The sequence below is a fragment of the Pseudomonas sp. TWI923 genome, assembly GCF_039673365.1.
Taxonomy (GTDB): domain Bacteria; phylum Pseudomonadota; class Gammaproteobacteria; order Pseudomonadales; family Pseudomonadaceae; genus Aquipseudomonas; species Aquipseudomonas sichuanensis.
Genome location: NZ_JBDJLM010000065.1, coordinates 19,017 through 30,426, shown reverse-complemented (window position 1 = coordinate 30,426; position 11,410 = coordinate 19,017). Strand labels below are relative to the sequence as shown.

At 65.3% G+C, this 11,410-nt stretch carries 7 protein-coding genes; 6 read left to right on the top strand and 1 reads right to left on the bottom strand.

All coding sequences use genetic code 11. The features are described 5' to 3' along the window. Nucleotides 1–234: 234 nt before the first annotated feature. The 6 genes from ABE459_RS20465 to ABE459_RS20440 all read left to right on the top strand — a co-directional run bounded on the left by ABE459_RS20465 (nt 235) and on the right by ABE459_RS20440 (nt 11,117). On the top strand, nt 235–1,527 hold the full coding sequence (locus ABE459_RS20465) for an MdtA/MuxA family multidrug efflux RND transporter periplasmic adaptor subunit (RefSeq protein WP_323833441.1): 1,293 nt from the start codon (nt 235–237) through the stop codon (nt 1,525–1,527). Then, nucleotides 1,524–4,622, top strand: a complete 3,099-nt coding sequence (locus ABE459_RS20460; protein WP_323833443.1) for an MdtB/MuxB family multidrug efflux RND transporter permease subunit — start codon at nt 1,524–1,526, stop codon at nt 4,620–4,622. The genes ABE459_RS20465 and ABE459_RS20460 overlap by 4 nt, the downstream gene beginning before the upstream one ends. Next, nucleotides 4,619–7,729, top strand: coding sequence for an efflux RND transporter permease subunit (locus ABE459_RS20455; protein WP_323833445.1), 3,111 nt, complete (start codon nt 4,619–4,621; stop codon nt 7,727–7,729). The genes ABE459_RS20460 and ABE459_RS20455 overlap by 4 nt, the downstream gene beginning before the upstream one ends. After that, nucleotides 7,726–9,216: an efflux transporter outer membrane subunit gene (locus ABE459_RS20450; protein ID WP_346648126.1), complete on the top strand. Its 1,491-nt coding sequence runs from the start codon at nt 7,726–7,728 to the stop codon at nt 9,214–9,216. Before ABE459_RS20455 ends, ABE459_RS20450 begins: the two co-directional genes overlap by 4 nt. A gap of 286 nt (nt 9,217–9,502) precedes the next feature. After that, complete coding sequence (locus ABE459_RS20445) at nt 9,503–10,309, top strand: transporter substrate-binding domain-containing protein (protein ID WP_323833449.1); 807 nt, start codon at nt 9,503–9,505, stop codon at nt 10,307–10,309. Between the two features lie 124 nt (nt 10,310–10,433). Next, the gene (locus ABE459_RS20440; RefSeq protein WP_323833451.1) at nt 10,434–11,117 is read left to right on the top strand and encodes an alpha/beta hydrolase; all 684 of its coding nucleotides are present in this window, start codon (nt 10,434–10,436) and stop codon (nt 11,115–11,117) included. 4 nt (nt 11,118–11,121) lie between these two features. On the opposite strand, the gene ABE459_RS20435 is transcribed toward ABE459_RS20440, so the two are convergent. Beyond that, nucleotides 11,122–11,409, bottom strand: a complete 288-nt coding sequence (locus ABE459_RS20435) for a hypothetical protein (protein WP_125464231.1) — start codon at nt 11,407–11,409, stop codon at nt 11,122–11,124. Between the last annotated feature and the right edge of the window lies 1 nt (nt 11,410).

The window sequence follows — 11,410 nt, the reverse complement described above, 5'->3', positions numbered from 1 at the left end:
TCACATAACCCTGTGGGAGCCGGCTTGCCGGCGAAAGGGCCGCAAAGCGGCCCCTGCGGGTTACACCCGGTAACGGCCTGGACAACGTTCCAGGCCGTTTTCATTTAAAGTGCACCCCCTGACCAACGTCAGCCGAAGGTAAAGCACCGGTAAAGCTCCTTTGCTAATCCGATGCCAGTGCTTATCGTTCACGCTCTTCCCGCCGTCTTTCTCTGAACAAGGTTCGTTCGTCCCATGCAAGTGTCCAATTCCCGTTCCCCCCGTCGCTGGCTGTTCGGCCTGCTGATCCTGCTGCTGGTGGCCCTGCTGGCCTGGTGGCTGTGGCCTGCAGCGCCCGTCCACAAGGAAGCGGCTGGCGGTGGCCGGCCGGGCAAAGGCATGGGCATGGGCGGGCGCCCGGGCTTCGGCGCCTCGAGCGACCCGGTGCCGGTGCGCGTGGAGCCGGTGCGCGTCGGCGACTTCCCGCTGTACTACAAGGCCCTGGGTACCGTCACCGCGACCAACACCGTCAACGTGCGCAGCCGGGTGGCCGGCGAGCTGGTCAAGATCCACTTCCAGGAAGGCCAGCAGGTCAAGGCCGGCGACCTGCTCGCCGAGATCGACCCGCGCCCGTACCGCATTGCCCTGCAGCAGGCCGAAGGCACCCTGGCGCAGAACCAGGCGCAATTGAAGAACGCCCAGGTCGACCTGGCCCGCTATAAAGGCTTGTACGCCGAAGACAGCATCGCCAAGCAGACCCTCGATACCGCTGAAGCCCAGGTGGCGCAGTTCCAGGGGCTGGTCAAGACCAACCAGGCCGCAGTCAACGATGCCCGCCTGAACCTCGATTTCACCCAGATCCGTGCACCGATCAACGGCCGCCTGGGCCTGCGCCAACTGGACCTGGGCAACCTGGTCGCCGCCAACGACACCACCGCGCTGGTGGTGATCACCCAGACCGAGCCGATCAACGTCGCCTTCACCCTGCCGGAAACCGAACTGGACACCGTGCTTGCCCGCTACCGCAGCGGTGCCAGCCTGCCGGTCGAAGCCTGGGACCGTGGCGATCGCAAGCTCCAGGCTACCGGCGTACTGGGAAGCCTCGACAACCAGATCGACACCACCACCGGCACCCTGAAGTTCAAGGGCACGTTCCAGAACAAGGACCACGCGCTGTTCCCCAACCAGTTCGTCAACGTGCGCCTGCTGGCCGACACCCTCAAACAGGTGGTGCTGGCCCCGGCCGCGGCGATCCAGTTCGGCAACGACGGCACCTTCGCCTACGTGGTCAACCAGGACAGCAAGGTCAACATCCGCAAGCTCAAGGTAGGGGCCAGCGATGGCCAGCACAGCGTGATCCTCGAAGGCCTGTCCGCCGGCGACCGCCTGGTGCTGGAAGGCACCGACCGCCTGCGCGAAGGCACCAAGGTCGATGTGGTCGAAGACAGCTCGCAAGTGCCCACCACCCCCGGCCAGCACCTGCAGGGCCAGGACGCCAAGGGCGCGGCACAGACCACCGGTAAATCGAGCTCCAAGGCGGGCGCATGAACCTTTCCCGCCTGTTCATCCTGCGGCCGGTCGCCACCACGCTGAGCATGCTGGCCATCGTCCTGGCCGGCCTGATCGCCTACAAGATGCTGCCGGTGGCGGCCTTGCCCCAGGTCGACTACCCGACCATCCGGGTCATGACCCTGTACCCCGGCGCCAGCCCGCAGGTGATGACCAGTGCCGTCACCGCTCCGCTGGAGCGCCAGTTCGGGCAGATGCCGGGCCTGGAGCAGATGGCCTCGACCAGCTCCGGTGGCGCTTCGGTCCTCACGCTGCGCTTCAACCTGGACATGAACATGGACGTTGCCGAGCAACAGGTGCAGGCCGCGATCAACGCCGCCAGCAATCTGCTGCCCAGCGACCTGCCGGCACCGCCGGTGTACAACAAGGTCAACCCGGCCGACACCCCGGTGCTGACCCTGGCGATTTCGTCGAAAACCATGCCGTTGCCCAAACTCAACGACCTGGTCGACACCCGCGTGGCGCAGAAGATCGCCCAGATCAGCGGCGTGGGCATGGTCAGCATCGCCGGCGGCCAGCGCCAGGCCGTACGGATCAAGGTCAACGTCGATGCCCTGGCCGCCAACGGCCTGAACCTGGATGACGTGCGCACCTTGATCGGCGCGTCCAACGTCAACCAGCCCAAGGGCAACTTCGACGGCCCCACTCGGGTGTCGATGCTCGACGCCAACGACCAGCTGCGCTCGCCCGAGGAATACGCCAACCTCATCCTCAAGTACGCCAACGGTGCGCCGCTGCGCCTCAAGGACGTCGCCGAAATCGTCGATGGCGCCGAAAACGAACGCCTGGCCGCCTGGGCCAACCAGAACGAGGCGGTGCTGCTGAATATCCAGCGCCAACCCGGTGCCAATGTCATCGAAGTGGTCGACCGGATCAAGGAACTGCTGCCGTCGATTACCGACAACCTGCCCGCCGGCCTCGACGTCATGGTGCTCACCGATCGCACCCAAACCATCCGCGCCGCCGTGCGCGACGTGCAGCACGAACTGCTGTTCGCCATCGCCCTGGTGGTGATGGTCACGTTCCTGTTCCTGCGCCGGGTCAGCGCCACGATCATTCCGTCCATCGCCGTCCCGCTGTCGCTGATCGGCACCTTCGGGGTGATGTACCTGGCCGGGTTCTCGGTCAACAACCTCACGCTGATGGCCCTGACCATCGCCACCGGTTTCGTGGTGGACGACGCCATCGTCATGCTGGAGAACATCTCCCGGCATATCGAAGAGGGCGAGACACCCTTCCAGGCTGCGCTCAAGGGCGCCAAGCAGATTGGCTTCACCCTGATCTCGCTGACGTTTTCCTTGATCGCGGTATTGATCCCCTTGCTGTTCATGGCCGATGTGGTCGGGCGATTGTTCCGCGAGTTCGCCATCACCCTGGCGGTGGCGATCCTGATTTCCCTGGTGGTATCGCTGACCCTGACGCCGATGATGTGCGCGCGCCTGCTCAAGCGCGAGCCCAAGGAAGAAGAGCAGGGCCGCTTCTACCGTGCCAGCGGCGCGTGGATCGACTGGCTGATCAAGCACTACGGCAGCGCCCTGACCTGGGTGCTCAAGCATCAGCCACTGACGTTGCTGGTGGCGGTGGCCACCCTTGCGCTGACCGTGGTGCTGTACCTGGCGGTGCCCAAAGGCTTCTTCCCGGCCCAGGACACCGGCGTGATCCAGGGCATCTCCGAAGCCCCGCAATCCACCTCATTCGCCGCCATGAGCGAGCGCCAGCAGGCGCTGGCCGGCGTGATCCTCAAGGACCCGGCGGTGCAGAGCCTGTCCTCGTACATCGGCGTGGACGGCGATAACGCCACCCTCAACAGCGGCCGTCTGCTGATCAACCTCAAACCCCACGGCGAGCGCGACGTCACCGCCAGTCAGGTGATCAACCGTCTGCAGCCACAGCTCGACCGGCTGGTGGGGATCCGCCTGTTCATGCAGCCGGTGCAGGACTTGAGCATCGAGGATCGGGTCAGCCGCACCCAGTACCAGTTCAGCCTCAGTTCGCCCGACGCCGAGCTGCTCGCGCAGTGGAGCGGCAAGCTGGTGCAGGCCCTGCAGCAGCGCCCCGAATTGCAGGACGTGGCCAGCGACCTGCAGGACAAGGGCCTGCAGGTGTACCTGGTGATCGACCGTGACATGGCCAGCCGCCTGGGCATCAGCGTGTCGCAGATCACCAACGCCCTGTATGACGCCTTCGGCCAGCGGCAGATCTCGACCATCTACACCCAGGCCAGCCAGTACCGCGTGGTGCTGCAGTCGCAGACCGCGGCCAGCCTTGGTCCGCAGGCCCTGGAGTCGGTCCACGTCAAGGCCGCCGACGGCGGCCAGGTGCGCCTGTCGGCGCTGGCGCGCATCGAACAGCGCCAGGCCCAGCTGGCCATCTCGCACATCGGCCAGTTCCCGGCGGTGATGATGTCGTTCAACCTCGGCCATGGCGCGTCCCTGGGCGAGGCGGTGCAGGTGATCGAGCAGGTGCAACAGCAGATCGGCATGCCGATTGGCGTGCAGACCCGCTTCCAGGGTGCCGCCGAGGCGTTCCAGGCTTCGCTGTCGAGCACCTTGCTGTTGATCCTGGCCGCGGTGGTGACCATGTACATCGTGCTGGGGGTGCTCTATGAGAGCTATATCCACCCGGTGACCATCCTCTCCACGCTGCCCTCGGCGGCGGTAGGCGCCTTGCTGGCATTGTTGCTCAGCGGCAATGACCTGGGGATGATCGCGATCATCGGCATCATCCTGTTGATCGGCATCGTCAAGAAGAACGCGATCATGATGATCGACTTCGCCCTGGAGGCCGAGCGCCACCAGGGCATGAGCCCGCGCGATGCGATCTACCAGGCGGCGCTGCTGCGTTTCCGGCCGATCCTGATGACCACCCTGGCCGCGCTGTTCGGCGCCGTGCCCTTGATGCTCGCCACCGGTTCCGGCGCCGAACTGCGCCAGCCGCTGGGCCTGGTGATGGTCGGCGGGCTGCTGGTGAGCCAGGTGCTGACCCTGTTCACCACCCCGGTCATCTACCTGTACTTCGACCGCCTGGCCCGCCGTTGGCGCCCAGCGGCTGACGCACAGCAGGCCGACGCATGAACCTGTCCGGTCCTTTCATCCGCCGGCCAGTGGCGACCATGCTGCTGAGCCTGGCGATCATGCTGCTGGGTGGGGTGAGCTTCGGCCTGTTGCCGGTGTCGCCATTGCCGCAGATGGACTTCCCGGTGATCGTGGTCCAGGCCAGCCTGCCTGGTGCAAGCCCGGAGGTCATGGCGTCCACCGTGGCCACGCCGCTGGAGCGCAAGCTCGGTGCGATTGCCGGTGTCACCACCCTGACCAGCAGCTCCAACCAGGGCTCGACCCGGGTGATCATCGGCTTCGACCTGGGCCGTGACATCGACGGCGCCGCGCGTGAAGTGCAGGCGGCGATCAACGCTACCCGCAACCTGTTGCCCAGTGGCATGCGCAGCATGCCCACGTACAAGAAGATCAACCCTTCACAAGCGCCGATCATGGTGCTGTCGCTGACCTCCTCGGTGCTGTCCAAGGGGCAGTTGTACGACCTGGCCGACACCATCCTGTCCCAGAGCCTGTCCCAGGTCAGCGGGGTAGGGGAGGTGCAGATCGGCGGCAGTTCGCTGCCCGCCGTGCGCATCGAGCTGGAGCCACAGCTGCTCAACCAGTACAACCTGGCCCTGGACGATGTGCGCACCGCCGTGGCCAACGCCAACCAGCGCCGGCCCATGGGTTTTGTCGAGGACAAGGAACGCAACTGGCAGGTGCGCGCCAACGATCAGCTGGAGAAAGCCGAAGACTACAAACCGATCGTGATCCGCCAGCAGAACGGCGCGATCCTGCGCCTGTCCGACGTGGCCAAGGTCACCGACGGCGTGGAGAACCGCTACAACAGCGGCTTCTTCAACGACGAAAGCGCGGTGCTGCTGGTGGTCAACCGCCAGTCCGGCGCCAACATCATCCAGACCGTCGAGCAGATCAAGGCCGAGCTGCCGGCCCTGCAGTCGCTGCTGCCGGCCAGCGTCAAGCTGGACGTGGCCATGGACCGCTCGCCGGTGATCAAGGCCACCCTCAAGGAGGCCGAGCACACCCTGCTGATCGCCGTGGCGCTGGTGATACTGGTGGTGTACCTGTTCCTCGGCAACTTCCGCGCCTCGCTGATTCCAAGCCTGGCCGTGCCCGTGTCGCTGGTGGGCACCTTTGCGGTGATGTACCTGTGCGGCTTCTCGCTGAACAACCTGTCGCTGATGGCGCTGATCCTGGCCACCGGCCTGGTGGTGGACGATGCCATCGTGGTGCTGGAGAACATCTCCCGGCATATCGAGAACGGTGAGAACCCCATGCGCGCCGCCTACAAGGGGGCGCAGGAGGTCGGCTTCACCCTGCTGTCGATGAACGTCTCGCTGGTGGCGGTGTTCGTGTCGATCCTGTTCATGGGCGGCATTGTGCGTGGCTTGTTCAAGGAGTTCTCGATTACCCTGGCGGCGGCGATCATCGTCTCGTTGGTGGTGTCGCTGACGCTTACGCCGATGCTCTGTTCGCGCTGGTTGAAGGTGCATGGCCCGCAGCAGCAGACCCACCTGCAGCGCTTGAGCGACCGCATCCACCAGCGCATGGTCGCCGGTTACGATCGCAGCCTGGGCTGGGCGCTGCGCCACAAGCGCCTGACGCTGTTCAGCCTGCTGGCTACCATCGCCCTCAACGTCGCCTTGTATGTGGTGGTGCCCAAGACGCTGATGCCGCAGCAGGACACCGGCCAGCTGCAGGGCTTCGTACGTGGCGACGACGGCCTGTCGTTCAGCGTGATGCAGCCGAAGATGGAGATCTACCGCCGGGCGCTGCTCAAGGACCCGGCCGTGGAGAGCGTCGCCGGCTTTATCGGTGGCAACAGCGGCACCAACAACGCCTTCATGCTGGTGCGGCTCAAGCCCATCACCCAGCGCAAGGAGAATGCGCAAAAGGTTATCGAGCGCCTGCGCAAGGAAATGCCCAAGGTGCCCGGCGGCCGCTTGTTCCTGATGGCCGACCAGGACTTGCAACTGGGCGGCGGTGGCCGTGACCAGAGTACTTCGCAGTACCTCTACACCCTGCAGAGCGGTGACCTGGCCGCCTTGCGCGAGTGGTTCCCGAAGGTGGCCGCCGAGCTGCGCAAGCTGCCCGAACTGACCGCCATCGATGCCCGCGACGGCGCCGGCACCCAGCAAGTGACCCTGGTGGTGGACCGTGACCAGGCCAAGCGCCTGGGCATCGACATGAACATGGTCACCTCGGTGCTCAACAACGCCTACAGCCAGCGGCAGATCTCGACCATCTACGACAGCCTCAACCAGTACCAGGTGGTGCTGGAGATCAACCCCAAGTACGCCTGGGACCCGAGCACCCTGGAGCAGGTGCAGGTGATCACCGCCGACGGTGCCCGTGTGCCGCTGTCGAGCTTCGCCCGTTACGAGAACAGCCTGGCCAACGACCGCGTCAGCCACGAAGGCCAGTTCGCCTCCGAAGACATCTCGTTCGATGTGGCCGAAGGCTACAGCACCGACCAGGCCCTGGCTGCGCTGGAACGCGCGGTGGCCAGGCTGGGTTTGCCGGAGTCGGTGATCGCCAAGCTGGGCGGTACTGCCAATGCCTTCACCAAGACCGCCGAAGGCCAGCCGCTGATGATCCTCGGCGCCCTGGTGCTGGTGTACCTGGTGCTGGGCATCCTCTACGAGAGCTACATCCACCCGCTGACCATTCTGTCCACGCTGCCTTCGGCCGGCGTCGGCGGGTTGCTCGCGTTGTACCTGACCGGCGGCGAGTTCAGCCTGATCTCGCTGCTGGGGCTGTTCCTGCTGATCGGCGTGGTGAAGAAGAACGCCATCCTGATGATCGACCTGGCCCTGCAACTGGAGCGCAACGAAGGCCTGTCGCCCGAAGAATCGATCCGCCGCGCCTGCCTGCTGCGCCTGCGGCCGATCCTGATGACCACCCTGGCCGCCATCCTCGGCGCGCTGCCGCTGTTGCTCAGCCAGGCCGAAGGCGCCGAAATGCGCCAGCCGCTGGGCCTGACCATCATCGGCGGGCTGGTCTTCAGCCAGATGCTCACCCTGTACACGACGCCTGTGGTCTACCTCTACCTCGACCGCCTGCGCCACCGTTTCAACCGTTGGCGCGGCGTGCGCACCGACGCTGCCCTGGATACTCCGCTATGAACTTTGCCCATACCCGCCTGCACCGTGCTCTCATGCGCCTGACCCAGGGGCGCGGCTCGCGCCTGGTTGGCGCCGGGCTGTGCGTGGCGATGCTCAGCGCCTGTACCCTGAGCCCCGACTACCATCGCCCTGAGTTGAGCACCCCGGCGCAGTTCAAGCAGGCCGAAGGCTGGACCCAGGCCAAACCGTCCGACGCCATCGCCCGCGGCGCCTGGTGGGAGATCTACGGCGACGCGCAGCTCAATACGCTGGTCGAGGAGCTCAACCGCAGCAACCAGACCGTTGCGCAATCCGCGGCCCAATACCGCCAGGCCCAGGCCCTGGTGCGCAGCAGCCGCGCTTCGCTGTTCCCCTCGCTGGACCTGTCCGTTGGCAAGACTCGCTCGGCCCAGGGCACCGGCAGTTCCAGTTCCAGCCTGTCGAACAACAGCAGCGGTATCCGCGACACCTACAACGCCCAGCTTGGCGTCAGCTGGGAGATCGACCTGTGGGGCAAGCTGCGCGAAACCCTGAGCGCCAACGAGGCCAGCGCCCAGGCCAGTCTCGCCGACCTGGCCGCGATTCGCCTCAGCCAGCAGTCGGAGCTGGTGCAGAACTACCTGCAACTGCGGGTGATCGATGCGCAGAAACGCCTGCTCGAAGCTACCGTCGCCGCCTATGAGCGTTCATTGAAGATGAACGAAAACCAGTACCGCGCTGGCGTGGCCGGGCCGGACGCCGTGGCCCAGGCCCGCACCCAGCTCAAGAGCACCCAGGCCGACCTGATCGACCTGGCCTGGCAGCGGGCGCAGTACGAGAACGCCATCGCGGTGCTGATGGGCAAGGCGCCGGCCGACTTTGCCCTGGCCGCGACCGAGGCGATTCCGGCATTGCCCGATATTCCGGTAGCGCTGCCGTCGCAGTTGCTGGAGCGCCGCCCGGACATCGCCTCGGCCGAGCGCAAGGTCATGGCTGCCAACTCGAACATCGGCGTGTCCCGCGCGGCCTACTTCCCCGACCTGTCGCTGAGCATGAGCGGCGGCTATTCCAGCAGCAGCTTCAACAACTGGATCGAATTGCCCAACCGCTACTGGTCCGTGGGGCCGCAGTTGGCGTTGACGCTGTTTGATGCCGGCAAGCGCAGCGCCGAGGTGGACCGCACCGTGGCCGTCTATGACCAGACCGTGGCCCAGTACCGGCAGACCGTGCTGGATGGGTTCAAGGAGGTCGAGAATTACCTGGTGCAGCTCAAGGTGTACGGCGACGAGGCCGTGGTGCGCCAGGAAGCACTGGATGCGGCGCGCGAGTCGCTGCGCCTGACCGAGAACCAGTACAAGGCCGGGTTGATCGGCTACCTGGATGTGGTGAGCGTGCAGACTACGGCGCTGAGCAATGAGCGTAGTGTGCTGACGCTGCTGCAGGGGCGGTTGTTGGCGAGTGTGCAATTGATTGCGGCGTTGGGGGGCGGTTGGGATGAGCAGCAGGCGCTGGCGGACCAAGGGGACTGAGCTGATCGCAGTAAAGGGACTGCTTCCTGGTGCATGACGGGCGGGCGGCGCTCGATCTCATAGGCGCCAAACCTCTAAAGGCGAACACCTCGCAGCCCCCCAGACCCACCAAATCCAGAAACCCCCGCCAATCCAAATGAATGCGTGGCGATCTGCCATTTCTGGTGCACACTGTATCGGGCCCGTTTTGACTTACTGCCACTGCAGTCTGGGCGCGTTGACCAGGCCGGTGCATGGAGCGCTCCAGGGCCATTTCTGTCAGATACGCAGGAGCGAGAGGGTCGCGATGAGCGCACAACGTCGGTACCGGTCGGTGTTATGGCTCGCCTTGGCCTTGCTGCCAACCTTCACCTTTGCCGATGAGCCGTGCCGGCAACTGACCGCCACCGGCAATCCGGAATACCCACCTTACCTTTGGCGCGACCCACACAACCCCCAGCAACTGATCGGTGCCAATGCCGACCTGCTCAAGCACCTGGCCAACGAGCTCGGGCTGGCGGTGCAGATCCTCTACACCGGCCCCTGGTCGCGGGCCCAGGAAGAGCTGAACACCGGGCGTATCGACCTGATGGCCGGCTACTTTCGTACCCAAGCCCGGGAGCAGTTGGTCGATTTCGTCAGCCCGCCGTTCCTGTTCAACTCCAGTGTGGTCTGGGTTCGCAAGGGCGAAGGCTTTGCCTATAGCGACTGGTCCGACCTGAAGGGGCGGCGCGGTGGGACCTTGGTCAACAACAGCCATGGCCAGGCCTTCGACGACTATGCCCGCGCGCAACTCAGCCTCGAAGCGGTGCCCAGCGCCACCCAGGCCTTCGAGAAGCTGCTGCGCAAACGCAATGACTACGTGATTTTCGAACGCTATCCGGGCCTGGCCCTGGCGCGCGCGCTGGACCAGGAGCAGCAGCTGGAGGTACTGGAGCCGCCGGTCTCCAGCGAAGGGCTGTACCTGGCGCTATCGCACAAGTCCCCCTGCAACACGCCCGAACTGCGTGAGCAACTGGCGCTCAAGCTCAAAGCGTTGGTCGCAGGGCCGCTGCCCGAGCAACTGATGACCGAGAATCTGGAACGCTGGAAACGTCAGCAAGCAGGGGAGTGAAACAGCGCTTTGGTCATGAGCAGGGCTGGCGCCTGCCACCTTTCATCTAAAGCGTGGTTGGCGGTCGCCTATGCTGTTTCAGCGACATCCAAGTCCCTCGATCACCCAGCGAAGAGGCAAGCCCATGAGCAAAAAGCCTACAGTCGTTCTCGTCCACGGTTTCTGGGGCGGCGCCGCCCATTGGGGCCGAGTGATCGTCGAACTGTCACGTAAAGGGATCAGTGAATTGCGGGCAGTGGAGCTGCCGTTGACCTCCCTGGCCGATGACGCCGAGCGCACGCGCAAGATGGTCGCGCAGGTACAGGGGCCGGTGCTGTTGGTGGGGCATTCCTACGGCGGCGCGGTGATTACCGAGGCGGGTAATGCGGCAAACGTGATGGGGCTGGTCTATATCGCCGCCTTCGCGCCCGATGCCGGGGAGAGCCCCGGCGGCCTGACGCAACAGCACCTGCCGGTGGCGGCGCCGAACCTTGAGCCGGACAGCGACGGCTACCTGTGGATCAAGGCCGACAAGTTCCATGAGAGCTTCTGCCAGGACCTGTCGGCTGACGATGCCCTGGTGATGGCGGTGACGCAGAAGGCGCCGCTGGCCAGTACCTTTGGCGACAACATCAGCGACCCGGCGTGGAAGCACAAGCCCTCGTGGTACCAGATTTCCAGCAAAGACCACATGATCGCACCGGCCAACCAGCAGATTATGTCGGCGCGGCTGAACGCGCGCAAAGTCATCACCCTGGACGCCAGCCATGCCTCGCTGGCGTCCCACGCACGGGAGGTGGCGGCACTGATCGAGGAAGCGCTCGGTTAGCTGTTCAGCTCTTGCACTTGGCCAGCACTACCTGGCAGGTCTTCGGTGCACCGCCGGAGCGGCCGGCATAGCGCATGCAGCTGTCCAGCGACTTGCGGCTGGCCGTGGCCAGGGTCGGGCCGAAGGCCAGGCCGCCTTCGCCGCTGCTGGGCATGGCCTTGGCGTAACAGTTGGAGCCTTGGGCGGCGTAGCGGGTACTGGCATGTTTGCTCGAGCAGCCGGCTGTGAGCGCCAGGCTCAGGGCGAGCAGGGGGAGGGCGAGCAAGGGCATGGGCCCGGACCGGGTGGCCATC

Excerpts from the sequence above, each read along its gene's own strand:
- ABE459_RS20465 (WP_323833441.1), top strand. The coding sequence starts at position 235 with ATGCAAGTGTCCAATTCCCGTTCCCCCCGTCGCTGGCTGTTCGGCCTG.
- ABE459_RS20460 (WP_323833443.1), top strand. The coding sequence starts at position 1,524 with ATGAACCTTTCCCGCCTGTTCATCCTGCGGCCGGTCGCCACCACGCTG.
- ABE459_RS20455 (WP_323833445.1), top strand. The coding sequence starts at position 4,619 with ATGAACCTGTCCGGTCCTTTCATCCGCCGGCCAGTGGCGACCATGCTG.
- ABE459_RS20450 (WP_346648126.1), top strand. The coding sequence starts at position 7,726 with ATGAACTTTGCCCATACCCGCCTGCACCGTGCTCTCATGCGCCTGACC.
- ABE459_RS20445 (WP_323833449.1), top strand. The coding sequence starts at position 9,503 with ATGAGCGCACAACGTCGGTACCGGTCGGTGTTATGGCTCGCCTTGGCC.
- ABE459_RS20440 (WP_323833451.1), top strand. The coding sequence starts at position 10,434 with ATGAGCAAAAAGCCTACAGTCGTTCTCGTCCACGGTTTCTGGGGCGGC.
- ABE459_RS20435 (WP_125464231.1), bottom strand. The coding sequence starts at position 11,409 with ATGGCCACCCGGTCCGGGCCCATGCCCTTGCTCGCCCTCCCCCTGCTC.